29 protein-coding genes are annotated in these 26500 nt (G+C 56.5%); 13 read left to right on the plus strand and 16 right to left on the minus strand.

Annotation, left to right across the window (positions count from 1 at the left end):
* Positions 1-90 precede the first annotated feature (90 nt).
* The 8 genes from BQ5383_RS11365 to BQ5383_RS11400 form a co-directional block, all read right to left on the minus strand.
* On the minus strand, positions 91-708 hold the full coding sequence (locus BQ5383_RS11365) for a TetR/AcrR family transcriptional regulator (protein ID WP_071432071.1): 618 nt from the start codon (positions 706-708) through the stop codon (positions 91-93).
* A 129-nt stretch (positions 709-837) separates the two neighbouring features.
* Positions 838-1647: a class I SAM-dependent methyltransferase gene (locus BQ5383_RS11370; RefSeq protein WP_071432073.1), complete on the minus strand. Its 810-nt coding sequence runs from the start codon at positions 1645-1647 to the stop codon at positions 838-840.
* A gap of 24 nt (positions 1648-1671) precedes the next feature.
* Entirely contained in the window at positions 1672-2487 is an 816-nt protein-coding gene (locus BQ5383_RS11375; RefSeq protein ID WP_071432075.1) for a class I SAM-dependent methyltransferase, read from the minus strand.
* A 16-nt stretch (positions 2488-2503) separates the two neighbouring features.
* Positions 2504-3019 (minus strand): hypothetical protein, encoded by a 516-nt coding sequence (locus BQ5383_RS11380; RefSeq protein WP_071432077.1) that lies wholly within the window; start codon positions 3017-3019, stop codon positions 2504-2506.
* A gap of 61 nt (positions 3020-3080) precedes the next feature.
* Positions 3081-3926, minus strand: coding sequence for a class I SAM-dependent methyltransferase (locus tag BQ5383_RS11385; protein WP_071432078.1), 846 nt, complete (start codon positions 3924-3926; stop codon positions 3081-3083).
* A 192-nt stretch (positions 3927-4118) separates the two neighbouring features.
* A complete protein-coding gene (locus BQ5383_RS11390; RefSeq protein ID WP_071432080.1) occupies positions 4119-5849 on the minus strand; it encodes an ABC transporter ATP-binding protein in 1731 nt (576 codons plus the stop codon).
* Positions 5846-7591, minus strand: coding sequence for an ABC transporter ATP-binding protein (locus BQ5383_RS11395; RefSeq protein ID WP_071432082.1), 1746 nt, complete (start codon positions 7589-7591; stop codon positions 5846-5848). Before BQ5383_RS11395 ends, BQ5383_RS11390 begins: the two co-directional genes overlap by 4 nt.
* A 75-nt stretch (positions 7592-7666) precedes the next feature.
* On the minus strand, positions 7667-8296 hold the full coding sequence (locus BQ5383_RS11400; protein WP_071432084.1) for a TetR/AcrR family transcriptional regulator: 630 nt from the start codon (positions 8294-8296) through the stop codon (positions 7667-7669).
* A 165-nt stretch (positions 8297-8461) separates the two neighbouring features.
* Between BQ5383_RS11400 and BQ5383_RS11405 the strand changes: the two genes are divergently transcribed.
* From BQ5383_RS11405 to BQ5383_RS11425, 5 genes are all read left to right on the plus strand, one after another.
* Positions 8462-9082, plus strand: coding sequence for a TetR/AcrR family transcriptional regulator (locus tag BQ5383_RS11405; protein WP_071432086.1), 621 nt, complete (start codon positions 8462-8464; stop codon positions 9080-9082).
* Positions 9083-9152: 70 nt separating this feature from the next.
* The gene (locus BQ5383_RS11410) at positions 9153-10904 is read left to right on the plus strand and encodes an ABC transporter ATP-binding protein (protein WP_071432087.1); all 1752 of its coding nucleotides are present in this window, start codon (positions 9153-9155) and stop codon (positions 10902-10904) included.
* Positions 10901-12640, plus strand: coding sequence for an ABC transporter ATP-binding protein (locus tag BQ5383_RS11415; RefSeq protein ID WP_071432089.1), 1740 nt, complete (start codon positions 10901-10903; stop codon positions 12638-12640). Before BQ5383_RS11410 ends, BQ5383_RS11415 begins: the two co-directional genes overlap by 4 nt.
* Before the next feature lie 188 nt (positions 12641-12828).
* A complete protein-coding gene (locus BQ5383_RS11420; protein WP_071432091.1) occupies positions 12829-13515 on the plus strand; it encodes a class I SAM-dependent methyltransferase in 687 nt (228 codons plus the stop codon).
* Between the two features lie 6 nt (positions 13516-13521).
* Complete coding sequence (locus BQ5383_RS11425; RefSeq protein ID WP_071432093.1) at positions 13522-13767, plus strand: heavy-metal-associated domain-containing protein; 246 nt, start codon at positions 13522-13524, stop codon at positions 13765-13767.
* An 18-nt stretch (positions 13768-13785) separates the two neighbouring features.
* Here the strand turns inward: BQ5383_RS11425 and BQ5383_RS21140 are convergent, their stop codons facing one another.
* The 3 genes from BQ5383_RS21140 to BQ5383_RS11440 form a co-directional block, all read right to left on the minus strand.
* A complete protein-coding gene (locus BQ5383_RS21140; protein ID WP_172724622.1) occupies positions 13786-14172 on the minus strand; it encodes a hypothetical protein in 387 nt (128 codons plus the stop codon).
* Between the two features lie 76 nt (positions 14173-14248).
* Positions 14249-14647, minus strand: a complete 399-nt coding sequence (locus BQ5383_RS11435) for a metal-dependent transcriptional regulator (RefSeq protein WP_071432097.1) — start codon at positions 14645-14647, stop codon at positions 14249-14251.
* Positions 14648-14908: 261 nt separating this feature from the next.
* Positions 14909-15310, minus strand: a complete 402-nt coding sequence (locus tag BQ5383_RS11440) for a metal-dependent transcriptional regulator (RefSeq protein WP_071432099.1) — start codon at positions 15308-15310, stop codon at positions 14909-14911.
* 243 nt (positions 15311-15553) lie between these two features.
* Here BQ5383_RS11440 and BQ5383_RS11445 point away from each other — a divergent pair, with 243 nt between their 5' ends.
* From BQ5383_RS11445 to BQ5383_RS11475, 8 genes are all read left to right on the plus strand, one after another.
* Complete coding sequence (locus tag BQ5383_RS11445; RefSeq protein ID WP_071432102.1) at positions 15554-15766, plus strand: FeoA family protein; 213 nt, start codon at positions 15554-15556, stop codon at positions 15764-15766.
* A 136-nt stretch (positions 15767-15902) separates the two neighbouring features.
* Positions 15903-17909: a ferrous iron transporter B gene (gene feoB / locus BQ5383_RS11450; RefSeq protein ID WP_071432104.1), complete on the plus strand. Its 2007-nt coding sequence runs from the start codon at positions 15903-15905 to the stop codon at positions 17907-17909.
* Positions 17909-18082 (plus strand): FeoB-associated Cys-rich membrane protein, encoded by a 174-nt coding sequence (locus BQ5383_RS20775; protein WP_139193410.1) that lies wholly within the window; start codon positions 17909-17911, stop codon positions 18080-18082. Before feoB ends, BQ5383_RS20775 begins: the two co-directional genes overlap by 1 nt.
* A gap of 215 nt (positions 18083-18297) precedes the next feature.
* On the plus strand, positions 18298-18849 hold the full coding sequence (locus BQ5383_RS11455; RefSeq protein ID WP_071432106.1) for a DUF3793 family protein: 552 nt from the start codon (positions 18298-18300) through the stop codon (positions 18847-18849).
* A 45-nt stretch (positions 18850-18894) separates the two neighbouring features.
* Positions 18895-19317 (plus strand): flavodoxin, encoded by a 423-nt coding sequence (locus BQ5383_RS11460; protein WP_071432108.1) that lies wholly within the window; start codon positions 18895-18897, stop codon positions 19315-19317.
* A 110-nt stretch (positions 19318-19427) separates the two neighbouring features.
* Entirely contained in the window at positions 19428-20342 is a 915-nt protein-coding gene (locus tag BQ5383_RS11465) for a helix-turn-helix domain-containing protein (protein ID WP_071432110.1), read from the plus strand.
* Positions 20343-20510: 168 nt separating this feature from the next.
* Positions 20511-20783: a DUF6110 family protein gene (locus BQ5383_RS11470; protein WP_006575244.1), complete on the plus strand. Its 273-nt coding sequence runs from the start codon at positions 20511-20513 to the stop codon at positions 20781-20783.
* A gap of 52 nt (positions 20784-20835) precedes the next feature.
* Entirely contained in the window at positions 20836-22929 is a 2094-nt protein-coding gene (locus BQ5383_RS11475; protein ID WP_071432112.1) for a heavy metal translocating P-type ATPase, read from the plus strand.
* Positions 22930-23174: 245 nt separating this feature from the next.
* On the opposite strand, the gene BQ5383_RS11480 is transcribed toward BQ5383_RS11475, so the two are convergent.
* From BQ5383_RS11480 to BQ5383_RS11500, 5 genes are all read right to left on the minus strand, one after another.
* Complete coding sequence (locus tag BQ5383_RS11480; protein ID WP_071432114.1) at positions 23175-23519, minus strand: cupin domain-containing protein; 345 nt, start codon at positions 23517-23519, stop codon at positions 23175-23177.
* 20 nt (positions 23520-23539) lie between these two features.
* A complete protein-coding gene (locus BQ5383_RS11485) occupies positions 23540-23869 on the minus strand; it encodes a cupin domain-containing protein (protein WP_071432116.1) in 330 nt (109 codons plus the stop codon).
* A 78-nt stretch (positions 23870-23947) separates the two neighbouring features.
* Positions 23948-24634: an ABC transporter ATP-binding protein gene (locus tag BQ5383_RS11490; protein WP_071432118.1), complete on the minus strand. Its 687-nt coding sequence runs from the start codon at positions 24632-24634 to the stop codon at positions 23948-23950.
* The gene (locus tag BQ5383_RS11495) at positions 24628-25377 is read right to left on the minus strand and encodes an ABC transporter permease (protein ID WP_071432120.1); all 750 of its coding nucleotides are present in this window, start codon (positions 25375-25377) and stop codon (positions 24628-24630) included. The genes BQ5383_RS11490 and BQ5383_RS11495 overlap by 7 nt, the downstream gene beginning before the upstream one ends.
* Positions 25367-26386 (minus strand): ABC transporter substrate-binding protein, encoded by a 1020-nt coding sequence (locus tag BQ5383_RS11500; protein ID WP_071432122.1) that lies wholly within the window; start codon positions 26384-26386, stop codon positions 25367-25369. The genes BQ5383_RS11495 and BQ5383_RS11500 overlap by 11 nt, the downstream gene beginning before the upstream one ends.
* Between the last annotated feature and the right edge of the window lie 114 nt (positions 26387-26500).

The raw sequence follows: 26500 nt of genomic DNA on the forward strand, positions 1-26500 counted from the left end.
TACTCCTCCTTTTAAGGTTAGCATTAACTAACTAATTGCGTAAAAAGAAAGGGGCGAAGCCCCGATCTTCCAAAAAAGATTGGCGGTATGTTACTGCCCGATCAGCTTCAGCCACCCGGCAGTGTAGAAATCCCGCAGCTGATCCACATAGTGCATGGCCTGCTCCTTGGGCATGTCGTGGACGACGATCTCAAAGATGCCATTGAACATCCCGCTGGCGATGATGTGGCACAGCTGGGCATCCAACTGGGGGGACTCATGCCCCAGACGGTGCAGAACCTCCAGGTATTGGAGGGTGTATTCCACTTCGACCTCCACCATATTGTGGACGAAATGCTCATAGCTGGTGCCCTCGGCCTTGCACAGCAGCAGCTTCACGGGCTCCCGGTGGTCGCAGATGTAGTCCACCATCCAATGGACGCACTGGCTGGACTCCAGTCCCATGTGTTCCGGCTGCTCCTGCTCGGGCATCTCGGCAAAGGCGGTCTGTGCCTCCATGAACCGGCCCATCAGCGCAGCGGCGTGAGGCTCCACGATGGAGGCAAAGAGCGCCTCCTTGCTGGAGAAATAGCCATATAGTGCGCCGGTGGTGACACCGGCCTGCTTCACGATCTGCCGCAGGGAGGCACCCTGAAAGCCTTTCTCCGTAAACTCCTCCATGGCGGCCCGCTGGATTTTTTCCAGGGTCGCGGTAGACTTCTCTTCCATCTGCGCCTCCATATAACAGTGATATATAACACCGTTATAATAGAGCCTACGGGATGATTTGTCAAGGGGAAACGGCCACCTCCGTGCAAAAGCCGACCGGAAAACTCCGGCCGGCTTTTGACGAAGGCATCATTCGGCTGCCAGATGGACCATTTTGACCATCCAAAACCGGTCCGAAACCGACATACTGATCTTTGTGGACAGCTTCAATCCGGTTCGGGGGATATAGCGGTAATAAGGCTCCTCAGCCAGCACCCTGACCCCGCTGCCGATTTTTCCGGCCAGCACCGATGCGGAATCCACATAGAAGAACATCTGCGCATCCCCGTGGCCCACTTGCTTCATGTACTTTTTTCGCATCATGGCCATACCGCTTTTACTCACGGAGTCAAAGACGATTTCAATCTCTCCAAACCCCGTGAGCATCCGCAGGAGGCCCACAACCTTGCTTTCCTCAAAATAGTGGAACAGGCCTCCGGCGGTGACCAGAATAGGAGCATCCGGCACATCGGCACGGATCTGCCTGATCCAGTCCTCAGCAAAGGCATCTCCGGCAAGATAGGTCTCCCGCTCCGGCTCCGGCAACAGCTCCCGCCGGTACTCCACCACATGGGGCAAATCCACGGCATACCAGCGCGACCTTCCGTTGTCGCAGCGGGAATATGTCGTCTCCAGACCGCAGCCGAGCTGAACGACCACGCCGTTCGACCTGTGCTCCAGAAAGGTCCGGATGATCCGATCCATATTGGCAGACCGAGCGGCGGAAGCCAGCAGGGTATACTGACTCTGGCCGTTCTGCTCCGGCAAGCCGGATGGCAACCTCTTTTTCAGTTCCAGCGCCTTTGGATCGTACAGGATCTGCGGGCAATACTCGCTGGCATAGATCCTACCCAGCATGGGGACAAACAGCGTGTCCTCTACAACGCCCAACTTGGACATGGTCAACCCTCCTATTTGGACGAATTACTTTCTGCCCACAAGTAACCGGGATGAGCCCAGCATCATCATAGCTGCCCGCCGGCGGGAGCCAAAGACTTCTTCGGCTGTATCCACCAGCCGTACCTCCTGATAGCCCATGTCCCGCAGCTCCTGGGCAAATTCCTCCACATCCCCATACATCCGGGGCTTCATCTCATCGTTCAGCGCAAACACGCCGCCCTTTTTCAGAACCCGCAGCGTTTCCATCAGAAGCGCCCGCTTGTCCGCTCTGTTGATGTTGTGATACACATAGTTGCTTACCACGGCGTCAAAGCTCTCATCCGGAAAATTCAGATGGTTGGCGTCCCCATGCTGAAACTGGCACCGGGCCGCTACGCCTTCACCGGCGGCATTTCTCTCGCACATGATCTGTCCGTAGCCATAGGCTGCACCCCAATAGTCGATGCCTGTGACTTGGGCATCCGGCCAGATGAGCGCCGCCCGGATGGACAGTGCGCCGGAGCCGCAGCCCACGTCCAGAAGCTGTCCCTGTCCGTCAAAATCCAGATAGGAAAGGACGGTGTGGTGGACGCGCTCCATCATTCCTCCACCGCCGAACGCGTACTGCCGCCGGATCCAGCCGCACCAGCAGAGCAACAACAGCAGTGAAATCGCGGCGATTAACGCCAATCCGCTCAGCACCGTGACATGAAACACTGTGGATGCCAGGGAAGCCACCGCTCCCGTCACCACGAGAAGCCCTCCGATTGTATATAAGACCGGGTTTGACATCCAGTTCCCGTAATCTTCACCATGGGTGCCAAGGTGGATCATGTTTTGCTGCTTTTGCTTTTCTTTCATTGGGAACATCTCCTGTTCATCCTATTTTTTGCAACAGCAGGCCCAGCCCCGCCTGAGCCGCCGCCAGGATTGGGCAAAGGATGAGCGGCCACTGGAGCAGGTGCTCCGGCAGAGCGTAGCTCTTCATCCATGCCTTGAACCCATAGCCGGGATGCCCCTCCGTACCGGGGATGACAAACCTGGCTTTCACTTTTCCCTGGATCAGCCAGAAATCCAGAAAGAACAGGTCACAGAAATTGACCATCATCCACTGGATATAGGCCCTCAGAACCAGAACCCAGAATCCGGTTTTCCCGCCCTCCACAGTACTGACCGCACCATAAAGAAGGAGAGGCAGCAGCTCTCCAAAGCAGATCCATAGCCAGTAAAAACGGTTTTCCACCCCGGTGGGCGGATCTTTCGCCGCCTTGATGATGGCGGGCGGATAACAGGGGAACATCAACCGGGGTTTATACAGCGCCACAAATCCGGCAAACAGGTTAAAGTAGGCCGCCATAGCAAACCCGTCCAAAACGGTGCGCGTCCAGTTCATACACATCCCCTATCACGATCATCTGCTCGTATTCCGGGTGGAAAAAATCGGTTAGGTATCATCATTCCGCAAAGTCGATCCGGACGATCTGCAGATGCATCGGTCCGTCAGCCAGCCTTGCCAGCAGCCGGTGGACGGGCCGGACCGCCGGATCGTGAAGGGATTGATAGCCCAGCATATAGCCCCGGCTGGAAACAGAAAAAAGCGGCGACCAGGGCTCCAGCTCCCCCTTGGCGTCCTTGACGGAGAAATAGGCGCCCACATCCCGGATGCCCGCCTGCTTCACCCAGGTTTTCAGCATCAGCCGGACAGCCCTTTGCCCGGCCGCGTCAAAGACCAGCCGCCCTCCTGGGAAGCGTTTCGCGGCGCCTGCGGCCAGAGCTTTCACCTCTTCCGTCGTGAAGTAGTAGAAGACCCCGGCGGCAAACAGCACCGCTCCATCCTCAGGATCAGTGCGGACGGCATCCATCCAGCGCGGGTCTTTCAGATCAAAGGCCAGGTTTTTCTCCCGCTCCCCGGCGGGAAGCAGGCGATCCCGCAGCTCGATCACATCCGGCAGATCGATGTTCCAGATGCTGCACCGGCCGTTGTCGCAGGCCCGCCCGGTGTTGTCCAGACCGCAGCCCAGATTGATGACAGCGGCTCTGGGATGGGCATTCAGATAGTCCTGCACCTCCCAGGCAAGGTCATTCTGGCGCATGGCTACCTCCAGCGCACCGAAGGTCTGCATCAGGCCGTTTGCCTGCCGCTCCAAAGGGGAGAAGTCGTAGTCCACCTTCTCCATCAGCATGGCCGCCGTCGTATTCTGATACAGTCCGGGAAACCGCCGCGAGCAGAGCCGCCGGCCATACAGCGGGATGATGAGCGTCTCCTGCACGGAGTCCTTCTCGATTTTGTACTTCTCCATAGGCCCTCCTCAAAAGGAACGGTACTCTATGTTTGATTATAGTTAGTAATCGCTAACCGGTCAAGTCATTTTCGCTTTGAAGTATCAATTACCCTCTCAAGCGCAATCTCCCGGACACAACAGGAGTGCCGCCACCGGAATGTACCCGGTGACGGCACTCCTCTTTTCATGATGGTTTAGGCGCTCCTCCTCTTAGAGCTTCCACTGACCGGACTCTTCACGGCCGGATACGAACGCTTGATACAAGCCCTCCTGGGCCATGAGCTGGCTGTGTGTGCCTCGCTGAACGATCTGTCCGCCGTCCAGCACCAGGATCTGGTCGGCGTTACGGACCGTCTTCAGCCGGTGAGCGATCATCAGAATGGTCTTGTCCCGGGTCAGGGCTTCGATGGCCTTTTGCAGCCGGTCCTCATTCTCCGGGTCTACATTGGCGGTAGCTTCATCCAGAATCACGATGGGAGCATCCTTCAGGATAGCCCGGGCAATGGAGATGCGCTGCTTCTCGCCGCCGGAAAGACTGGAACCGCCCTCACCGATGACGGTGTCATAGCCTTGGGGCAGGGTGAGAATGAAGTCGTGGCAGCAGGCCTTCTTCGCCGCAGCCACCACTTCCTCGTGGGTGGCATTGGGGCATCCAAACTTGATGTTGTTTTCCACCGTGTCGGCAAAGAGATAGACCTTCTGGAATACCATGGAGATCTGATCCATCAGGCCCTCCAGGGTATAGTCCTTCACATTCTGACCGCCCACAAGGACGGCGCCGCTCTCCACATCCCAGAACCGGGCGATGAGATTACACAGTGTGGTTTTCCCGGAGCCGCTGGGGCCCACGATGGCGGTGGTGGTTCTGTCCGGGATGGTGAAGGATACATCCCGCAGGATGGGCCGCTGGTCATAAGAGAACGAAACATGGTCGAAGGTGATGCCGTGCTCCCTGGGCGTGCCGGCCCGACCGGTCTCTGCCAGCTGGGGCATGGCGTCCGTCTCATCGGCATGGGCCATGCAGCTGCTGACGATACGCAGCAAGGACATGCCGCTGCCCGCCGAGGAGATCTGGGCAAAGACCAGGAAGGACATGATGACCACCATCAGAGCATTGGCCAGAATCATCGTTCCGGAGAGATAGAACCATACCGCCGCAAGCATCATGGCCACGCTTCCCAGCTGGAGCGCGATCCCCTGCGCCATAATATAAGGGGTGAACATCTTTTCGATGTTCAGGTTGCTGCGGCAATTGTATTCCAGGGCTTCCTGCAAGGTGCGGTCACCCCGTCCGGTGAGGTTGAAGGACTTCACCACGCTCATGCCCTGCACATACTCCAGTACCGCCTCAACCAGCTTGGCCTCGGATTTCTGACGGTGCGGGGCGAGGGCGGCGGATTTTTGCTCCATGGCAGAGGTGATGAACAGATAAACCACGGTGGCCGCCACCACAATAAGACCGATCCGCCAGTCAAAAATCAGGATCATCACCGTAAAGACCAGAGCGTTGAGCATCCCGCCCAGCATGGTCACCAACACCATGGGGGCCACAGTCTCCACATTGTCCAGTACAGTGGTGCAGACCCCGGTGAGCTCTCCCAGGCTGTTGTCGTTGAAGTAGCCCATGGGGACGGATTTCATCCGCTGCCCGATGGCCACGCGCTTATTGGCCGCCATGAAGTACCCGGCGTGGGTCTGCTGGAGTTGGGAGAAATACTTGGTCACGGCGCTGCCCAGAATACTGACTGCCAACAGACCCAGCGCCTGCCACGCCGTGGCAGGGCCGGTTTTTCCATCCAGCAGAGCCAGGATGGTGTAGTAAATGGCGGCGATCTCAAACATATGGAACACCGCGTTGAAAAAGCAAGCGATCACCGAGCGCCGGATGTTGCGCTGTTCCTCACCGGCAAACCGCCAGATACCTCTGAATGTCTCGATCATACCGTTTCTCCCTCCTTTACACCCATGTGAGCCTGCCACAGATCGGCGTACAACGGGCAATGGCGCAACAGTTCTTCATGTCTGCCCTGTGCCTCGATGCTTCCGTCCTTCACCACCACGATCTGATCCGCGCCGGTGATGGTGGACAGGCGGTGGGCAATGACGATGACCGTCTTACCCTCCACCAGTTTTGCCACTGCCCGCTGGACCACCGCTTCATTCTCCGGATCAATGTAGGCGGTGGCCTCGTCCAGAATCACCACAGGGGCGTTTTTCAGCATGGCCCGGGCGATAGCGATACGCTGCCGCTCTCCTCCAGAGAGATGGGCGCCTCCGCCGCCCACCCGGGTGTCATAGCCATGATCCAACTGGCGGATGAAGCCGTCGCATCCGGCGGCTTTGGCGACTTGTTCCACTTCCTGATCCGTGGCATTTACCCGGCCCATACGGATATTTTCCCGGATGGTATCGTCAAAGAGGTAATTGTCCTGAGAAACAAAGGCCACCTGGTCGTAGAGTTGTTCCAGCGGGATACGGCTTTCCTCCACGCCGCCCAGGGTAATGCGGCCCTCGGTCACATCCCAGAAACCGGCGATGAGCTTGGCAATGGTGGACTTGCCCGAACCGGAGGGTCCAACCAAAGCGGTGAGGCTGCCGGCCGGAATGGTGAGGGAGATGTTGTGGAGGATCTCCTTGTCCTGAGCATATCCAAAGGAAACATGATCCAAGGCGATATCCGGTTTTCCCAGCTGTGCCGGCTGTGTTCCGTGATCCTGCTCCGGCTTCAGGAGGATCTCGTCCACCGAGCCCACGATGGTACCTACCTTGGCAAGATTATCCACAAAGCCCATGGCGGCAATGAGAGGTCCCACAATACTCATGGACAGGATGATGGTGGTGAGAAATACCTCTGCGGACAAACTGCCGTCCGTGTAGAAGCTCCAGCCCACAGGCAGCACCGTGATAAGGGTGGTGGGAGCGATGGCATAGGCCAGCGCCATTCCAAACTGGCATTTCTTCATCCAGTTGTAGTAGTAGGTAGCATTGGCCCGTACCCGGGAGGAGAACTTCTCATAGGAGTTCTTTCCCTGATTGAAGGCCTTGATGACCTCAATGCCGCCGATGTACTCCACAATGGTCTCGTTCATAGCCTGGGTCGTCTCCACCGCACCCTGATAGTCCTTGCCATAGCTGCCCATAATGGCCATCATAAAAGCCATGCCCACAGGAATGGACACCAGACTCAGCAATGCCATACGCCAGTCCAGCGTAAACAGATACACGAGAACGCATACCGGCGCCAGCAGATTGGAGGTCATCTCTGGCAGCAGGTGAGCCAGCGTCGTCTCCATACTCTCCACCTGATCTACCACGATCTGTTTGAGCCGTCCGCTGGAGGTATCCAGAATGTCACCCAAGGGTAAGCGAGGCATTTTGGACAGAACCATCTTCCGGATGTCCCGCAGGATTTGGAAGGTGGCCTTGTGGGAGAGGGAAAGTGCCAGATTGTAAAGCAGGGTTTTGGCCAGATAGCCCCCCAGAGCCACCATACACCACAGAAGATAGAAGTTCCAGTCCTGCTGCCCGGTCAGAAGCGCTACCAGGATGTGCCCCGCCGAGAGATACGGCAGCAGCCCCAGCAGGACACCCGCCACCGCGCAGAAGATGGCGGCGATCAGGCCGCCGTGATGTTCCCTGCCCAGCTGCCACAGCCGCAGCAGCGGGCTTTGCGTTTTCTGCATAAATAAGCCTCCTTTAGTTAGTTATTGCTAACCTTTGGTTCTATGAAAAGGCCGCCGGGAAAGCGGCCTTTTGCACTACCGGAAGTTTTCAGGATGAAAAATCGTTTCAAATCCTGCCATGTGATAGCGGTTGAGCTGGCGGATATAGTGGAGCGCCCGGGCCTTATCCATGCGGTGCCGCACCGGCTCAAACATTCCGTTGAAGTAGGCGGTGGTAACGATATGGATCAAGTCCTCGGTGACCTGACCGGAGCGGACGCTCTCACAGCCGATGACCTCCATGTATTTGTAGGTGTAACTGACTTCGATCTCCACCAACTCGTCAATATAGTGGGCATATTCCGTCCCGGCGGCCCGGCGGAGCAGCAGTTCAAACTCCGGCAGGTGCTCATAGATGTAGTCAAACAGTCCCTCCTGGGCATGGGCAGTGTAACGCCCCATCTCCTCCTGCTGGGTTTGGCCGTCAAACCGGTGAAAAGACTCCTGAATCTCCAAAAAACGGCGCTTCAGCTCTCCGGCAGCAGGCTCCACCAGGGCCCGGAACAATCCCGCCTTGTCGGTAAAGCGGGTATAAATGGAGCCGGTGCTGGTTCCCGCTGCCTTGGCGATGTCCCGCAGGGAGGCCAGAGCAAAGCCTTTTTCCAAAAATTCCTGACGGGCGCAGTGGAGTACATTTTCATAGACCCCTTCGATCTGCTTTGCCATGGTATCGCCTCACAATCAAAACAGTGTTTCATAACGATGTTTTGAATATACAACCAAAAAGCGAGTTTGTCAAGAGAGGATTTCCCCTTGACAGGGGCAGAAAGGGATGCTATATTGATAATCAGATTATCGGTAATCAAATTATCATTTGTCGGGAGGGGTGTTATGGCAAGACCGGATACTTCCATCGACCCTCGGATCATGGACAGTGCCAGAGAGGAGTTTCGGACGCTGGGCTTTGAGCAGGCTTCCCTGAAATCCATCTGCCAGCGGGCTGGGGTGACAACCGGCGCCCTTTATAAGCGTTACGCCGGAAAAGAGGAGCTGTTTCGCGCTGTGGTGGCGGATACGGTGGCGGATTTGGATGCTGTTTATGAGGAGCGGACGGCGGTGCCGGCATCCGCCCTCTCCGACGAAGACCTGATCCGGGCGTGGTATATGGATGAGGAATACATGCTGTGGTGGTTCCGCTTTCTCAATGAGCGGCGGGATGGCTTTGTGCTGCTGCTCACCGGAGCGGAGGGCACCGCTTACGCCAACTTCCAGCACGACTGGGTGGAGAAAATGACGGAAGGCACCTGGACCTACTACGCCGAGGCCAGACGCCGGGGCTTGTGTACTGTGGATATGACGCAGGAGGAGCTCCATGTAGTCCTGTCCGCCTTCTGGACCACCATTTACGAGCCCTTTATCCACGCCTTCGCCTGGCCGGAGATCCAACGCCACTGCACTTTGGTCTGCCGTCTCTTTGACTGGTACGCTGCCCTGGGATTCCCCAAGGGATGAAAAAACGCCTCTGCGGAGGCTTTTTTCTCGCTAACAAGTTAGCAATAACTAACTAAAAAGGAGTGATACTGTGTTTCAAAAAGTCCTGCGCTACACTGGACGCCACCGGAAGACGACTTATGCCTCCATTCTGGTACTGGTGGCCGGCGTGGCCATGAGCGTGCTGCCTTATTTCTTCCTCTACCGCCTGCTGAGACCCCTGCTGACTGGGGGCAGTCTCACATTGGAGGAAACCCTGACGAGCGCCGGGGCCATGGCTCTGTGCATGGTCCTCTACGGCCTTCTCTATGTGGAGGGGCTGGCTCTGTCTCATCGCTCCGCCTATCATACTTTGGAAAACCTCCGGCTCCATCTCCAGAGCAAGCTGGAAAAGCAGCCCCTGGGCGCAATCCAGGAGAAGGGCGTTGGAGTCTGGAAGAAGATGTTCATTGACGACATTGAGAGCATGGAACTTCTGCTGGCCCACGCCCTGCCGGAAGGGCTGTCCAATCTGGCGGTGCCGGTGGTGGTATTTGCGGCCATGTTCCTCACGGACTGGAAGCTGGGTCTGCTTTCCCTCTGCTCCCTTCCGCTGGGCGTGCTGGCCATGGGCATGATGTACCGCTCCGGCATGAGCAAGATGGGAGACTACTACGCCGCCGGGCAGAAAATGAACAACACCATCGTGGAGTACATCAACGGCATGGAAGTCGTGAAAGTCTTCAACCGGGACGGAGAGTCCTATCACCGCTTTGAGACCGATGTAAAAAACTACCGTGATTTTACTCTGGATTGGTTCCGGGCCTGCTGGCTGTGGATGGCCCTCTACACCAGCATTTTGCCCTGCGTGGCGCTGGTGCTGCTGCCGGCCGGCGGCTATCTGGTACTCACCGGCGCCTCTACCTTGCCGGATTACGCGCTGGTATTGTGCATGTCTTTTTCCGTGGGACCGCCTCTGATCCGAGCCATGAACTTTATGTCGGTGCTGCCCCAGCTGAGCTACAAGATCGATCAGATGGAAGCGCTGTTCAACATTCCGCCCCTGAAAGAAGGAAAAACGGATTTCAACGGAAACGATTTGCAGATCCGCTTTGAGAATGTGCGGTTTTCTTATGAAAAGGACGAAGTCCTCCACGGCGTCTCCTTCTCTGTCCCACAGGGGAGCCTCACTGCTTTGGTGGGAGAATCCGGCAGCGGGAAATCGACCCTTGCCAAACTGCTGGTTCACTTTTACGACGTGACGGACGGACACATCACACTGGGAGGGCAAGACCTGCGAGAGATGTCCCTCGCCTCTCTGAACGAGCAGATTTCCTTCGTTGCTCAGGAGCAGTTCCTGTTCAACACCAGCCTGTTGGAGAACATCCGGCTGGGAAGACCCGGCGCCACCGACGAGGAGGTGCTGGCGGCGGCGGAACGGGCCCAGTGCGGAGAGTTCCTGGAGCGGCTGGAAAAAGGGATCTATACCATGGCCGGCGACGGCGGCAAAGGGCTTTCCGGCGGGGAGCGACAGCGGATCGCACTGGCCCGGGCGATTTTGAAGGACGCTCCCATCGTGGTGCTGGACGAGGCCACCGCCAGCGTGGACCCGGAGAATGAGGAAAAAATGAACGCCGCCATTGCCGAGGTGATCCGGGGCAAGACGGTCATCGTCATCGCCCACCGGCTTCAGTCCATTGTAGGCGCCGATCAGATTGTGGTGCTGGATCAGGGCAATGTGGCAGGGATTGGCCGCCACGATACATTGCGAAAGACTTGCCCCGCCTATGAAAAACTGTGGCGGGCTGCCGAGGGAGCCGCTGCCTGGCGTGTCTCTGCGGAGAAAGGAGGCGACGAGGCATGATCGCGCTGATGAAACGAATCCTGTCCGTATCCGGCCCCTATCAGGGGCGGATCAAGCTGGCCTTTGTCTTTGCGTTCCTGAAGGCCATGCTGTCCAAGGCCCCCATCGGTCTGTCCTTCTTGGCCCTGAGCGCTTTTCTCCAGGGAACCATGACGGCACGGCTGTGCCTGTGGCTGGCGGTGGGCACGGTGGGCTGCGTTCTGCTGGAGTGCCTGTGCCAGAACATCGCCGACCGGCTCCAGGCCGCGGCGGGCTATATGGTATTCGCCGATCTGCGCATGGAGCTGGGACGGCATCTGCGCCGCCTGCCCATGGGCTATTTCACAGAGGGCAACATCGGCAAAATCAGTTCCGTTCTGTCCACCGACATGGTGTTCATTGAGGAGAACTGTATGCACGACATTGCCAACATGATGAGCTATACCTTTGCCCAAGCCATTCTTGTGCTGTGGCTGGCCTTCCTGAATCCCTGGCTGGGACTGGCCGCCTTGGTGGTGGTAGGGATCATTTGGCAGCTGGGCCGCGCTTCCCTGGGGAGCACCCTGGCTCACTCTGATGTCCGACAGGAGCAGAGCGAGGCTCTCACACGGGCAGTGCTGGACTATGTGGAGGGCATTGGTATTGCCAAGACCTTCAACCTGCTGGGAGAGCGTTCCGAGCAACTCACCGAAAATTTCGCCCGGAGCCGCAAGGTCAGCATCGAGTTCGAGGAGAGCCAGGCTCCCTGGATGCGGGCCCTCTATCTGGTGTGCGGTCTGGGCTCGGTGCTGATAATTCCCCTGTCTCTCTGGCTCTATGGCCGGGGGCAGCTCTCCATCACCTTCCTGCTGGGTGTCCTGCTCTTCGTCTTTGACCTCTTCGGCCCCATTAAGGCACTCTACAGCCAAGCCACACGCCTGACGGTGATGAACGCATGCATGGATCGGATCGAGGCGGTACTGGCCCAGCCGGAGCTGCCCGACCGGGGCCGGGAGGCCTTACCCAAAGCCGGCAGTGCCCCAGAGGTAGAGTTCCGAAATGTCACCTTTGCATACGGGGAGAAAGAGGTGCTGCATGATGTCTCCTTCACGCTGGAGAAAAACCGGATGCTGGCCCTGGTGGGTCCCTCCGGCGGCGGCAAGAGTACGGTAGCCAACCTGCTTTCCCGGTTCTGGGATGTGAAACAGGGGCAGGTTCTGGTACGGGGCAGGGACATCCGTGATATTCCTCTCTCTGATCTGATGGATCAGATCTCCATGGTGTTCCAGCGGGTCTATCTCTTCCAGGATACCGTCTATAACAATATCGCCATGGGACGGACAGACGCCACACGGGAGGAGGTCTATGAGGCAGCCAGGAAAGCCCGATGCTATGACTTCATCATGGAACTGCCCGACGGCTTTGACACTGTTATCGGCGAAGGTGGAGCCAGTCTCTCCGGTGGAGAGCGGCAGCGGATCTCCATTGCCCGCTGCATCCTGAAGGATGCCCCCATCGTCATTCTGGATGAGGCCACTGCCAGCGTGGACGCCGACAACGAGAGCTACATCCAGGAGGCCATCACCCAGCTGTGCCGGGGCAAGACCCTGCTGGTCATTGCCCACCGGCTCAATACCATTCGCCACGCCGATGAGATCCTGGTTATCGACCAGGGGCGCATCGTTCAGGCCGGCGACCATGACAAACTCATGGCGGAGGAGGGCATTTACCGCCGCTTCATCACCGCCCGCTCCAATCCCACCGGTTGGTGCCGGTAAACACAGTGAGCCGAACGAAACGGAAAGAATGGCCGGGAGATGTATCCCGGTCATTCTTCGTTCTCGCTTCTTCCCTTAATTTATCCCAGAGAACATGCAAAACCAATATGGCGGCATCTTGCAATTTCGTGCGACAAAGAGTATGATGTAGTTAGCAAATGCTAACCATTGTTGAGGTGACCATATTGATGGATGACAATAAGCAGTTTTGGGAGCGGTTTTCACGGCACTACTCTGGTTTCATGCGCCGCTCTCAGGCAACCTATCAACAGATATGCAAAGCAATGCGTCCTTTTCTGAAACGGGACATGGATGTGCTGGAGTTGGCCTGCGGAACAGGTCAGCTGTCTGTGCCGCTGTCTCCATGCGTTCGGAGCTGGGAGGCAACCGACTTTTCAGCTGAAATGATCCGTCAGGCCAAAAAGCAGGTGCATTCGTCCCGGCTCCATTTCTCCGTCCAGGACGCCACCAAGCTGCCCTACGGTCCGGAGAGCTTCGACGCAGTCGTGATCTCCAACGCCCTCCATGTCATGCCTCACCCGGAAAAAGCTCTGACGGAAGCCTGGCGGGTTCTGAAGCCGGGGGGATGGCTGTTCGCCCCCACCTTTGTCTGGGGCAAAAGCCGAAGCGCCAGACTCCGGCTCTGGTTCATGGGGCTGTCAGGCTTTCGGGTGTACCACGTCTGGACTGCCGGGGAGCTGATGGCATACCTGTCCGAGCGGAGATATTCCATCGTTCGCCATCAGCTTCTCGGAAGTTCGTTGGCGCCGCTGTGCTGTCTGATAGCCAGGAAGATCCCGGATGAACGGACTGCGGCACGGCAGGCTACCGTCCGGTCCGCGCAGCTCGATGATCCAAAAGTCAAGAAGGAGTGAGAGAACATGTGGAAGTACACAGTGGAAGTCAACGGAATGATGTGCGGGATGTGCGAGGCTCATGTCAATGACACCGTACGCAAAGCCTGCCCGGTCAAAAAGGTAAACTCCTCCCGCAGCAAAAACCAGACTGTAATCCTCTCTGAAACAGAGCTGGACACGGAGGCTCTTATGAATGCTATTCGCAGTACAGGGTATGAGGTCGGCACGATCCAGAAGGAGCCGTACAAAAAAAGAGGATTGTTCGGTTGAGTTCGTTGGCGGCAGCGGTCAGAAAAGAGGCGTGAATATGAACACGGCAATGCAGTCGTTTGGATATGGATTAGTGGCTCTGCTGTTTTGCATCGCTATTTTTAGCGTGTGCCATAAAATCAAAAAAGCTGCCCGAAAGGTTTTGAAAAGCCAGCAGACACATAAGGGCGATCTATCGCAAAAGTTTTGATTTATGGCACAAGATTGCTTAGTTGTGAACTTACCCCTATCAAAAAATAAGCGGTGGATGCGTTGTTGCATCCGCCGCTTTATATGTTGCTTATCATCCTTCCCGGTGGTGTTACCCACGCACTTGCGGGATGTTGCATTGCTGCTATTATTATTCCAGTAACTCCAACGGCACCACGCAAAGTTAAAAAGCCGCCTTTGATCAATCTGTTCCATGGTTGGTCTCCTGATAAAAGCATGATCGGTATCGAATGTCATTTCAACGCAGAGGACAAGCAGCCCTTTCCACAGTTTAATCGGCACAGGTTCCCCCAGTCGAATGGTTGGTATATTCTTTTTTGAGCCGCTTTAATCTCTCAAAGGATTCCGTGCTGATTGCGTGTTCGATGCGACAGGCTTCCTTTTCCGCGGTTTTTGGGTCAACACCGGCCTCCATCAGCATCGCAGAAAAGAATTGGTGCTTTTCCAGTGTGATTTCGGCGACAGAACGGCCCGCTTCTGTCAAAATCAGGAAACGACGCTGGTCCATTCGCAGGAATCCTTTCGCACGCAGAGAGGCAACCGCGTGGCATACACTTGGCTTCGATACCTCCAGATGCTGTGCTACATCCACAGAACGTACCACCCCCATTCTCCTCTGAAGGAGTAGGATAGCTTCCAGATAATCTTCCGCTGACGCACGCACTTCCAATTCCATCACTCCTTGTCTATCCGGCAACCACTATGGTTTTGAGCCAAGTCCAGACCATCTTTTTATGGGAAGACTGTTGTCTGAATTCAATATAAGCAAAAGAATCCAATTGGTTAGCAAACGCTAACCAATTGGATTCTATCATACACCGATACTGTTGTCAATGTGTGTATCCCGTCTGCAACCCCTTGTCCTCTCAGCAGGGGGCGGCCTGTAACCTGGGAGTTCAGAACGCCTGTCAGCGGTGTGGCTTTCTGAGAATCAGTTCTGCACTTCTAAGGATTCCACATCTGATGTTTTTGCCTGATTCAGGTGAGCCCGCATAGCGGCGAAGGATTTTTCGCTGATCACATGCTCGATCCTGCAGGCATCCTCTGCGGCCGTTTTTTCATCCACGCCAAGACCCTTGAGCATTTCTGTCAGTACCGTATGCCGGGTATACATGGTCTCAGCAATGGCGAGACCTTTTGGCGTCAGGGTGATTGCTCCCTCTCCGTCCACCTCCACATAGCCGTCTTTTTTCAGAATAGACAAGGCACGGCTGACACTGGGCTTGGTATAGCCCATTTGTTCTCCTACATCAATAGCCCGCACAAAGGATTTTGTTTGCCTTAAAATATAAATGGTCTCCAAATACATCTGACCAGATTCATGGATTGCCATATAAGACCTCCATTGGATAAAGCATTTTGATTATTATAGCATAGTCCGGAAAAATGAACCAGCCTGTTTATCGGAAACGGAGATTTCTTTGCTGAATATAGGTTCCCGCTTGACAATTGATTGGGCATGGTATATTATAGCAGAGGGTTAGATGCTGCTAACCTGATTTTTTCGCGGTCTGGTTTCCTATCGCTAACCAGACCATGAGCAAATGATTGAATCAACTCTGAAAAGGTGATGGATATGACATTGTTGGATGCTCTGGATGGACAGGAATATATCATCAAGCAAATCAATACGGATGATGAGGAGCTGAATGCGTTCCTTTTTTCTTTAGGTTGCTATGTGGGAGAGCCGGTGACCGTGGTGTCCCACCTCAAGGGCGGCTGCGTGGTTTCCATCAAGGATGGCCGCTACAATATTGATAACCAGCTGGCCTCAGCCGTTGAGATATAAGATCTGGAGACTTAGTGCGCCCCGGAGCCCCATATCTAAGGTATTCATTCATGTTTATTCTGCCAAACGGTTAGCGTAGGGCAACCGCTGAGTTGTGAATAAAGTACATCGCACACATAGAGAAGGAGGAAATGTCATGCGTATTGCCTTGACTGGCAACCCGAACTCCGGCAAAACCACCATGTACAACGCCCTCACCGGGCGAAATGAGAAGGTGGGCAACTGGGCCGGCGTGACGGTTGAAAAAAAGGAGCACCACATTAAGAAAGCCTACTGCAGTGGGACGGAAGATTTGATCGCCGTGGATTTGCCCGGCGCCTACTCCATGTCCCCGTTCACATCGGAGGAGAGCATCACCAGTTCCTATGTAAAGCACGAACACCCCGATGCTATCATCAACATTGTGGATGCCACCAACCTGAGCCGCAGTTTGTTCTTCACGACTCAGCTGCTGGAATTGGGCATCCCCGTGGTGGTCGCCCTGAACAAGAGCGATATCAATGCAAAAAAGCAGACCGTCATTGATGTAGCGTCTCTCTCCGCCAAACTGGGCTGTCCCGTGGTGGAAACCGTCTCCACCGCCGCGGAAGGGCTGAAGGCCGTAGTGGATGCCGCTGTTGCACAAAGCGGTAAAATCCAAAGAGCTCCTTATGTCCAGGGCGACATTGATCTGACTGACAAGAAGGTTGTGGAGGAAGCCGACCGTAAGCGTTTCGCGTTTGTCAATTCCCTGGTCTCCCAGGTGGAGAAGCGGAAGGTCCTCACCAAGAACAAGGGCACGGGGGACGCCATTGACGCCGTGCTGACCAACAAGTTCCTGGGCATTCCCATCTTTGCCGTGGTCATGTTCCTGGTGTTCCAGATCTCGCAGGTCTGGGTGGGTCCGCTGATTGCGGACACGCTGGTGGCCTGGATCGAGACCTTCCAGGGCTACGTCGGCGAGGTGCTGCTGGCTGACGCCAACCCTCTGCTGACCGCGCTGCTGGCCGACGGCATCATCGGCGGCGTGGGCGCCGTGGTTGGTTTCCTGCCCCTGGTGATGATCATGTATTTCCTCATCGCCCTGCTGGAGGACTGCGGCTATATGTCCCGCGTGTCCGTAGTGCTGGACCCCATCTTCAAAAAGGTTGGCCTGTCCGGTAAGTCCGTCATCCCCTTCGTCATCGGCACCGGCTGTGCCATCCCCGGCGTCATGGCCAGCCGCACCATCCGCAACGAGCGGGAGCGCCGGGCCACCGCCATGCTGACCCCCTTCATGCCCTGTGGCGCCAAGATCCCCGTCATCGCCCTGTTTGCCGGTGCTTTCTTTGACGATGCCGGCTGGGTAAGCTTCCTCATGTACTTCACCGGCATCGTGCTTATTTTCCTGGGTGCCCTGCTGGTCAACAAGATCGCCGGCTACAAGAACCGGAAGTCCTTCTTTATCATCGAGCTGCCGGAGTATAAGGTACCCTCTCTCTGGTTCGCCTTCAAGGCCATGTGCGCCCGGGGCTGGGCCTACATCGTGAAGGCCGCCACCATTATTCTGCTGTGCAACACCGCCGTGCAGATTATGCAGACCTTCAACTGGAGCTTCCAGGTGGCGGAGACCGCCGACAGCTCCATTCTGGCCTCCATCGCTCATCCCTTTGCCTATCTGCTGGTGCCCATCGTGGGCGTTCTCAGCTGGCAGCTGGCAGCCGCCGCCGTCACCGGTTTCATTGCCAAGGAAAATGTGGTGGGCACGCTGGCCGTCTGCTTTGTGGGTCTGGAGAACCTCATCGACACCGATGCCCTGGAGATGATGGAGGGCGCCGGCGCCGAGGTAGCGGGCGTCATCGCCATCACCAAGGTGGCGGCCTTGGCCTACTTAATGTTCAACCTGTACACACCTCCCTGCTTTGCCGCCATCGGCGCCATGAACTCCGAGATGAAGAGCGCGAAGTGGCTGTGGGGCGGTATCGGCCTCCAGCTGGGTACCGGCTACACAGTGGGCTTCCTGGTCTACCAGATTGGCACCCTGATCACCACCGGTTCCATTGGCGCCGGCTTTGTCCCCGGTCTCATCGCTGTAATTGTGTTCGCCGCAATTCTGGTGTGGCTGTGCCTGAAGGCGGATAAGGATCTGAAGCAGGAGTATGCGCTGAATGGAGCGAGAGCCTAATGATCGACTATATCGTAATTGGCATTCTTGTGGTAATCATTGCAGCCGCCGCATTCTATGTCTATAAGGCAAAGAAGAGCGGCAAGAAGTGTATCGGCTGCCCGGATGGATGCTCTTGCAGTTCCAAAAAGGCAGACCAGCATCACTGCTGCTGCAGTACCCATGAGAAATAGAAAAGATGCGGGGGCCTTCCGTTTGGATGGCCCCCGCTAATCATTTCATGTATCCATGAACTTTCCTATTGACAAACACGATGTGATATATTAAAATCAGAATACGGGTTAGCTATTGCTAACTGCCGGGAGAAATCCCGATTATTTTTTGAATATAGGTTAGCGTTTGCTAACTTCCTACTTTGGAAGCGACGTACCATACAAGGAGGCGTGTTATGTCAGAGGATCTGCTGATTCGTCACTGCTCTCCCACCCTGGCGGGAATCAAGACGGGAAACCTCTTTTCCTGTGCCTGCCCCAGCCGGAAGGATCTGACGAAAGACTTGTGTCGACTGAACAAGAAACTGGTTCCCAGAGGAATACGCGTCCTTCCGCTTCGGGTTCGCAAAGGCCGCGCTTTGATCTATGCCTACCGGCCCAATGCATTGGAGAGCGATCTGACCGACCAGCGGGCCAGAGCCTTGCTTCTCAAATACGGCTATGTGCCGGAAAACCCCAATGGCTGCGTGGTTCACCTGATCCACCGGCTCCGGAGCGAGGGGGAATTCCCCCATGAGATCGGACTGTTTTTGAGCTATCCACCGGAGGATGTGCTGGGCTTCATCTGCAATCGCGCGTGTAATCACAAGTGCGTGGGCTGCTGGAAGGTCTACGGCGACGAGCAGGCCGCCAGAAACATCTTTGAGAAATACGAGATGTGCAGCAAAATCTACTCCCGGCAGTGGCAGCAAGGGAAATCCATCGAGCAGCTCACCGTGGCTGGTTGATGTTTCTACCATAACAAATCCAGAAAGAAAGGTCGCTAAAGTCTTATGAGTAAAGTTGCAGTTGTGTATTGGAGCGGCACGGGAAACACCGAGGCCATGGCCATGGCGGTGGCCGAAGGCGCCAAGGGCAAGGGCGCCGAGGTGTCTGTGATTGCTGCCGCGGAGTTCTCTCCGGAGCAGGTCGGCGAGTATTCCGCCATCGCTTTCGGCTGCCCCTCCATGGGGTCGGAGCAGCTGGAGGAGAGCGAGTTCGAGCCTATGTTCACCGCCTGTGAGGGCAGGCTGAGCGGGAAGAACATCGCTCTGTTCGGCTCCTACGGCTGGGGGGACGGCGAATGGATGCGCAGCTGGGAGTCCCGCTGCAACGATGACGGCGCCAATCTGGCCTGTGAGAGCGTGATCTGCAACGAGGCTCCGGACGATAACGCTCTGGCAGCCTGCCGCGAGCTGGGCGCATCTCTGGCCTGACAAAAACACCGCAGAAGGCAGGAGGATCTCGTCTCCTGCCTTCTCTCTGTATCCCCAGCCAGCATAGGCGAAACCAATTTCGAACTCAGAGAAACAGGTCGTGAGAAATCATGCTGAAGGAATATTTATTGAGCCAGGGCTCCGGCACGGGCCGTTGGGGCCACGGTATGCCGGGGGTGGAGATCTGCCGCTTTTCCTTGCCGGAGCAGGAACCTCTGCGACCTATCCCAGTGTGCGGCGCACCGCTCCAGTTTGAGGTGCTGTTCTGCCTGACCGGCCGCCTTACTGTCCGAGCGTTGCAAGGTACTTCCTACACGGTGGAGGCTCCGGCCATCTTCCTCCTCTCCGACAGCTCCGCTCTCCGCTCGTGTCAGTATAGCGGAAATCTGGGCGGCATTTTGATCGCCGTAGACGCCAAAGCCGCAAAAGAAAGCCTTGTGACGGTCTGCTCCACCCTGGGGATGAGGTTGGACACCAGGATCGTCAAGGAGAAGATGACGGCGAGGAACGGCTGCATGGCCCTGTGCGGCACACCTTGGACGCAGTCATTTTTTGAAACGGTTCGCTATCTGTCCGAGCAGGAGCAGGAACGCTACTCTGTTTTCAAGTCGGTGGAACTGCTGTATCTGCTCTGCACCGAGGTATCTGAATCGGACGAATCTTTCTCCGGCTCAGGCTGCCCAGTATCCCACAGTCTGTTGGAAGTCAAGGTATACATCCAGACGCATCTGTCTGATAAGCTCACCATTGCGTTCCTCTGCAAACAGTTTTCCCTTTCCCCGACCTTCTTGAAAGAAGGTTTCCGCCGCGCCTATGGCATGCCGATTCACAGCTTTTTGGTTCAACAGCGCCTCCGTCGGGCACAGGAGCTGATCTGCACCACCCGGATGCCCATTCAGCAAATTGCGCAGGCTGTGGGGTATGAGGGTATGAGCCAGTTCAACGCAGCGTTCAAGCGGGAGTATGGCATGACCCCCGGCCAGTACAGAAAAATGTCGGAAACCGCAACTCTGCGTCCGTTTTGACAGCGACAAACACCCACCTTTTCTGCTACAATAATCAGACATTCCAAAGCATTCAAAGGAGTGACAGCGATGAAACAGCATCGTTTTTGGGCGTGGGGCGCTGTGATCTGCATGATTATGGTCATGGTCACCGGCTACAAACGGAAATAAGGGAAAGGAAGGATCACAATGAGCGTTTATACGAAACTTGCCTGCTTTGCGGGTGGTGCGTTGTTTGGTTCTTTTGGCATCAAGCTGCTGTCCAGCAAGGACGCCAAGAAAGCCTATGTCCATGTCACGGCCGCCGGCCTGCGGATGAAGGACTCGGTCATGGGGACTGTGACCACGGTGCAGGAAAACGCCGCGGACATTCTGGCCTCCGCCAAGGAGCTGAATGAGGACCGGGCTGCAAAGGAAGCGGAGGAAGCCGCCGCTGCCAATCTGGAGAGCGAAGAAGCCTGATTGACCCAGAGGGAGCCGCCAGCGGCTCCCTCTTTTCGTGAAGGAGGAACCTATGAACGCAACCATATTGCACGAAAGCCGGGGGCGCATCCGGTTCCGGCTGCGGCAAAAACAGATGACGCTCGCTCAAGCGGATCTGCTGGAGGCATGGATTCAGGGAAAGTCCTGGTGCCGGCAGGTCACCGTCCACGAGCGCACCTGCTGCGTCATCCTGTACTACGACGGGACTCGCCAAACCGTGCTGAACGAAATTCGGCATTTTTCTTGGCAGGAGGCGGAGCAGACCACCGCGCTTCCCGCCCACAGCAGCCGGGCGCTGAACCGGGAATTTGAGGAGAAGCTGGTGGCAAAGGTGGTGTGCAAGGCCGCCTGCACCCTGTTTCTCCCACCTCCATTGCGGATTGCCCGCATACTCTGGCACATGATCCCCTTTGTACGGCGGGGACTGCGCTGCCTGCTGCGCCGCCGCGTCAAGGTGGAACTGCTGGATGCCCTGTCTATTTCCATTTCCGCCTGCAGAAGGGACTTTGGAACCGCCGGAATGGTCATGTTCCTGCTGGAGGTGGGCGAACTGCTGGAGGAGTGGACAAGAAAGAAATCTGTGGCGGATCTGGCCCGGTGCATGTCGCTGAATGTGGACCGGGTCTGGCTGCGCACAGCCCAGGGCGAAGTGCTGGTTCCTGTGTCCCAGATCCAGCCGGGGGATGCGGTAGTCGTCCGCGCCGGCGGCATCGTCCCCGTGGACGGGCTGGTGCTGGAGGGGGAGGTCACCGTCAATCAGGCGTCCCTCACCGGCGAATCCATCCCGGTACCCAAGCGCCCCGGAGGCGCAGTCTATGCCGGCACCGTGGTGGAGGAGGGCGAGTGTGTGCTGGAGGTGAAGCAGGCCTCCGGTCAGAGCCGCTATGACCAAATCGTTCACATGATCGAGCAGTCGGAGCAGATGAAGTCGGAGGCTGAGAGCAAGGCTGCCAATCTGGCGGACAAGCTGGTGCCCTATACCTTTGTAGGGAGTCTGCTGAGCTTCGTCCTCACCCGGAATGTGGCACGGGCTTTGTCGGTGCTGATGGTGGACTTCTCCTGCGCACTGAAACTGGCTATGCCTCTGGCCGTCCTCTCCGCCATGCGGGAGGCGGGACGGGCCCATATCACCGTCAAGGGCGGCAAGTTCCTGGAAGCGGTGGCTGCCGCCGACACCATCGTTTTCGACAAGACCGGCACCCTGACCCACGCCTGCCCCCGGGTGGCTCAGGTGGTGTCCTTCGGCGGCAAAGAGGAAGCCGAAATGCTGCGGCTGGCCGCCTGTCTGGAGGAGCACTTCCCCCATTCCATGGCCAACGCCGTGGTGGAGGAGGCCAAACGCCGGGGCCTGCGCCACGAGGAGTACCACTCCAAGGTGGAGTATCTGGTGGCTCACGGCATCGCAAGCACCGTCGATGAGGAGCGAGTCCTCATCGGCAGTGCCCACTTTATTTTTGAGGATGAGGGGTGCGTCATTCCAGAGGACGAACAGGAACGCTTTGACGCCCTGCCGCCGGAGTATTCCCACCTGTATCTGGCAGTAGGGGGGCAGCTGGCCGCCGTGATTTGCATCTCCGACCCGCTGCGGGAGGAGGCGAAGGAAGTTCTGTCCACCCTCCGTGCTCTGGGGGTCACCAGTACCGTTATGCTCACCGGAGACAGCTACCGCACCGCCGCAGCCATTGCCGCCCAGGTGGGAGTGGATGACTTCCGCGCCGGAGTCCTTCCGGCGGACAAGGCGGAGTATGTGGCACGGCTCCGTCGGGAGGGGCATACTGTCCTGATGGTGGGCGACGGCATCAATGACTCACCGGCCTTATCCGAGGCGGATGCGGGCATTGCCATCAGCGACGGCGCCGCCATCGCCCGGGAGATTGCAGACATCACCATTGCCGCCGACAGCCTCTGGGAGCTTGTAGAGCTGCGTCGGATCGCCATGGCGCTGATGGCGCGCATCCACTCCAACTATCGCTTTGTTATCGGCTTCAACGGCGCCCTGATCGCTCTCGGCGTGGCCGGTGTCCTGCCGCCTGCCACCTCCGCCACGCTGCACAATCTTTCCACCCTGGGCGTCAGCTTACGGAGTATGAGTGCATTACCACTTAGCAAAAAGAATACACCATGACGAATAAGGAGAGGCAATCTACAGAGATCGCCTCTCCTTATTTTACTTCTTTCTAAATGGGTAATTATTTTCCTGATACATGCCTCTATATACCCAACGCCTGTGCATGGAAAAAACCGTGCTGCTTGTCACGCATGATCCCACAGAGCTGGATATGCTGGGTGTGCCGAATTGCTGACAGGACTGGAATAAAAAACTGGCTTTACAAATGTCAAAACGCTTCTATAGAATCCGTTCTTATTCTGTCAGCAGGACGGGATCTTCACGACCACCAGGTACATCTTGAACGCTGTCACCGCCTGTACCGCATGAGGGATGCCGGCAGGCATGATAACGGCTTCTCCTGCGTTCAAGGTGTGGGGAACGCCGTCAATGGTAATTTGTGCCGTTCCTTCCAAAATAGTCGCCATAGCGTCTCCGGGAGCAGCGTGGGTGCTGATGGTCTCACCCGCATCAAAGGCAAATAGGGTGATCCCCGCACCGGGCTGTTGGGCCAGGGTCAGGCTGACAACCTTACCCGCTTCATATTCCACTTGCCCCTTCAAGGCAAAGGGCTGCGCATGAGGGACATTCTTAATCAGGGTTTCCATGAATTATTCCTCCTAAATCATTATGAAAGCGTGATCTGCAGCAGCTTGCAGCCATCCGGAGCAACTACTGCGTGGGGAGTATGGGCGGGAACAGCCAAGCAATCGCCCATTTGAAGACAGCGGCTGTCCTCACCCGCAGAGACAAAAAGCGCCCCCTCCAGAATGTAGTAGAGGGTATCGCCAAAATAGCATTCCTCACTGATACTCTCCCCGTCGCCGAAGGCCAAAAGAGTCATTTGGCAGTGTTCCTGCCGGCTCATAGCCATACTGACCACGCGGCCAGGTTGAATCTGAATCAGCTGGGTGAGCTGCTGGGGCTGCTGTGTGGGCAGGTTGCGTAAAAAGTCCATTACTCATACCTCCATGGGTCGTTTTATCCTTATGATACCCCAGGAAACGGGATCATTCCATTGCCACAGCAACAACGATCAGGCTGTGATGCGACCAATAATTTCCCGCCGGATCTCAGTCAGCTCCGGTGCCGAGGCATCCCGGCCTTCCCGGCCAGGCAGGGTGATCCATGTTTGAATGGTGGTTGGCCTGGGTGTCAGGACAGCAATTCGGGTGGCCACGGTCAACGCCTCATCAATTTCGTGGGTGACAAACAGAACACCCGGCTTTTTGATCTGCCAGATCTCCAGAAGCATATTCACCATCTCCATGCGAATGCCGTAGTCCAGCCCCTGAAAGGGCTCATCCATCAGGAAGAACTTTCCGCCAAAATGGAAGGCCCGTGCCAGCGCGCAGCGACGGGCCATGCCCCCGGAGAGCTGCGTGGGGTAGTATCCCTCAAAGCCTTTCAGCCCTACATCTGAAATGAGGGTACGCACTGCCTCCGGCTCAGCATCCTCACGAACCAGACGAATGTTTTCTTCCACTGTTCGCCACGGCAGCAGGCGTGGACTTTGAAACATATAGCTCAGCCGAGTATTGGTTCCCTCGATGGTACCCGTGTCAGGTGTTGCCAGGCCTGAAATCAGGTTAAGAAGCGTGGTCTTTCCGCAGCCGGAGGGACCGATCAGGGCCACGATCTCCCCCGGAGAAAGAGTCAAAGACAAGTCAGACAGGACAGGTAATCCGTCATAGGACTTGCTAATACCACTCAGTTTCAGCATGTCACACCTTCTTTCCCGCAAAAAGCCATCCTCAGCAATCTCTGTGTAAGATAGCATCCCAATACCAACAGCAACGACCAGGCAATGATGGCATCGGGCTCAATGTTGAGCCGGGCTGTGGTGATGGCTCCTCCGATTCCGCTGTTTGTGGTAAGAACCTCTCCCATAACTGCCAGCTTCCATCCGCCTCCGATCACGATTTCCAGCGCTGAGCGGAAATAGGGGCGGATAGACGGAAGGGTTACATGGCGCAGCGTCTTCCAGCGGGAAAATTGGTAAAGGCGCGCCATCTCCAACAGCCGTGGATCTACGCTGCGGACGCCGTGACTAAGGTTGATCACCACAGTTGGAACTGTGGCTGTGGCTACAATGAAGACGCAGGGCTTTCCGTTAAATCCGAACCACACCAGTGCCAGAACCACCCAACATACGGGCGGAATGGCTTGGAGTACATGGATCAGTGGGGTTCCCACGTCCTCTATCTTGGGACACAGGCCAAACAACAGTCCCAGAACAGCGCCAACTCCCACACCGATGGCCAATCCGGCAATCAGCCTCAGGATTGTTGTTCCTATGGTGGCTCCGAAGTCCGACTGCGTCATCAACCTAACCAATGTGGAAAGGACCTGGGCAATGGGGGGCACCACCAGCGGCGGGAAAAAGAGAGCGGCCAACTGCCAGGCTCCCAGCAGTAGGCACACTCCCAAGGCACGGCGGAACCATAGTCCCGTCTTACCCTGCATAGAACAGTCCCTCATCGGGCAACTCTCCGCCGATCATAGAGGGCTCAAAGTTGTAAAGAAGGTTATAGAAGGTATCCAGCTCCTCCTTGGCATCCTGGGCACTCTTAAAGGTCAAGCCCATATTGGGAATGGCAGCTTCTACCACAGCAGCGTTCATATCCAGATACTCCTCAGCCAGAGCAGCAGCCTCGGTCGGGTGATCCAGCACCCACTGCACGCTCTCCTCATAAGCCGCCTGGAACTGGGCGGCCAGCTCCGGGTTCGCGTCCAGGAAGGTCTGCGTGGTGCCGAAGCCCGCGTTGGGGATCATGGTATCGGTGCCGGTGGATCGCTGCCACTCGGTTTCAAAGCTGAGTGCCCGGCGCACATTCTCATTCTGTACCATGGCGGAAGTAACCTGGGGCTCGATCAAGGTGGCGTATTCCGCCTCCCCGGAGGCCAAAAGGGCGGCTACTTCTGCAGTACTGGCGTAGACCACCTGGACATTTTCACCCACCGTCAGGCCGGCTTCACTCATAAAATACTGGGTGAGCGCATCCGGAGGAGAGGACTGAAGCGGGATATATACCGTCTTGCCCTCCAGGTCACTCCAGGTTGTGAAATTCGGATCGGTGGTCATAAAGTACGTAACGCCCCAGGTGTTCACATTCATCAGACGTACATCAAGTCCCTTATTATAGAGGGTGGATATCACGGTCAGGGGAAATGCGTACAGGTCATGTTCTCCGCCCTGGACCATAGCCAGAAGTTCTTCCGGGGCATTCCACACATTCAGGTCAATTGTCACATTCTCCCCCAGCAGCTGCTCCTCCATCATGTGAAGAACCGGCAGAGCAGGCGGGGCAGTGGGCACGCCTACAGAGATGGTAATCGGTTCGGCGGCCTGGCTGGATTCCTCTGCTGTGTCGTTTTGGTTGGTGCTGTCCGCAGGCGCATTGCCCCCGGCACAACCAGCCAGGGCAAAGAGCATCATAGCAGAAGCCAGGATGGAAGCAAGGGTGCGTTTCATTTGAGATCCTCCAATCTGAATCAATATAATCCTGCTTGTGGTTAGACATAGCTAACCACAAGCAGGATTATTACATAAAACAACAGGACCGTCCGTTGCTATGGCAACGGATAG

It is taken from the genome of Angelakisella massiliensis, assembly GCF_900104675.1.
In the GTDB taxonomy this organism is placed as follows: Bacteria; Bacillota; Clostridia; order Oscillospirales; family Ruminococcaceae; genus Angelakisella; species Angelakisella massiliensis.

Bases quoted from the DNA above. Each gene is read 5' to 3' on its own strand.
- BQ5383_RS11495 (WP_071432120.1), bottom strand. From the start codon at position 25,377: ATGCAGGGTAAGACGGGACTATGGTTCCGCCGTGCCTTGGGAGTGTGC.
- BQ5383_RS11445 (WP_071432102.1), top strand. From the start codon at position 15,554: ATGACATTGTTGGATGCTCTGGATGGACAGGAATATATCATCAAGCAA.
- BQ5383_RS11485 (WP_071432116.1), bottom strand. From the start codon at position 23,869: ATGGACTTTTTACGCAACCTGCCCACACAGCAGCCCCAGCAGCTCACC.
- BQ5383_RS11465 (WP_071432110.1), top strand. From the start codon at position 19,428: ATGCTGAAGGAATATTTATTGAGCCAGGGCTCCGGCACGGGCCGTTGG.
- BQ5383_RS21140 (WP_172724622.1), bottom strand. From the start codon at position 14,172: ATGGAACAGATTGATCAAAGGCGGCTTTTTAACTTTGCGTGGTGCCGT.
- BQ5383_RS11475 (WP_071432112.1), top strand. From the start codon at position 20,836: ATGAACGCAACCATATTGCACGAAAGCCGGGGGCGCATCCGGTTCCGG.
- BQ5383_RS11370 (WP_071432073.1), bottom strand. From the start codon at position 1,647: ATGTCCAAGTTGGGCGTTGTAGAGGACACGCTGTTTGTCCCCATGCTG.
- BQ5383_RS11470 (WP_006575244.1), top strand. From the start codon at position 20,511: ATGAGCGTTTATACGAAACTTGCCTGCTTTGCGGGTGGTGCGTTGTTT.
- BQ5383_RS20775 (WP_139193410.1), top strand. From the start codon at position 17,909: ATGATCGACTATATCGTAATTGGCATTCTTGTGGTAATCATTGCAGCC.
- feoB (WP_071432104.1), top strand. From the start codon at position 15,903: ATGCGTATTGCCTTGACTGGCAACCCGAACTCCGGCAAAACCACCATG.
- BQ5383_RS11500 (WP_071432122.1), bottom strand. From the start codon at position 26,386: ATGAAACGCACCCTTGCTTCCATCCTGGCTTCTGCTATGATGCTCTTT.
- BQ5383_RS11385 (WP_071432078.1), bottom strand. From the start codon at position 3,926: ATGGAGAAGTACAAAATCGAGAAGGACTCCGTGCAGGAGACGCTCATC.
- BQ5383_RS11455 (WP_071432106.1), top strand. From the start codon at position 18,298: ATGTCAGAGGATCTGCTGATTCGTCACTGCTCTCCCACCCTGGCGGGA.
- BQ5383_RS11365 (WP_071432071.1), bottom strand. From the start codon at position 708: ATGGAAGAGAAGTCTACCGCGACCCTGGAAAAAATCCAGCGGGCCGCC.
- BQ5383_RS11425 (WP_071432093.1), top strand. From the start codon at position 13,522: ATGTGGAAGTACACAGTGGAAGTCAACGGAATGATGTGCGGGATGTGC.
- BQ5383_RS11480 (WP_071432114.1), bottom strand. From the start codon at position 23,519: ATGGAAACCCTGATTAAGAATGTCCCTCATGCGCAGCCCTTTGCCTTG.
- BQ5383_RS11380 (WP_071432077.1), bottom strand. From the start codon at position 3,019: ATGAACTGGACGCGCACCGTTTTGGACGGGTTTGCTATGGCGGCCTAC.
- BQ5383_RS11390 (WP_071432080.1), bottom strand. From the start codon at position 5,849: ATGATCGAGACATTCAGAGGTATCTGGCGGTTTGCCGGTGAGGAACAG.
- BQ5383_RS11460 (WP_071432108.1), top strand. From the start codon at position 18,895: ATGAGTAAAGTTGCAGTTGTGTATTGGAGCGGCACGGGAAACACCGAG.
- BQ5383_RS11400 (WP_071432084.1), bottom strand. From the start codon at position 8,296: ATGGCAAAGCAGATCGAAGGGGTCTATGAAAATGTACTCCACTGCGCC.
- BQ5383_RS11490 (WP_071432118.1), bottom strand. From the start codon at position 24,634: ATGCTGAAACTGAGTGGTATTAGCAAGTCCTATGACGGATTACCTGTC.
- BQ5383_RS11395 (WP_071432082.1), bottom strand. From the start codon at position 7,591: ATGCAGAAAACGCAAAGCCCGCTGCTGCGGCTGTGGCAGCTGGGCAGG.
- BQ5383_RS11405 (WP_071432086.1), top strand. From the start codon at position 8,462: ATGGCAAGACCGGATACTTCCATCGACCCTCGGATCATGGACAGTGCC.
- BQ5383_RS11415 (WP_071432089.1), top strand. From the start codon at position 10,901: ATGATCGCGCTGATGAAACGAATCCTGTCCGTATCCGGCCCCTATCAG.
- BQ5383_RS11420 (WP_071432091.1), top strand. From the start codon at position 12,829: ATGGATGACAATAAGCAGTTTTGGGAGCGGTTTTCACGGCACTACTCT.
- BQ5383_RS11440 (WP_071432099.1), bottom strand. From the start codon at position 15,310: ATGGCAATCCATGAATCTGGTCAGATGTATTTGGAGACCATTTATATT.
- BQ5383_RS11375 (WP_071432075.1), bottom strand. From the start codon at position 2,487: ATGAAAGAAAAGCAAAAGCAGCAAAACATGATCCACCTTGGCACCCAT.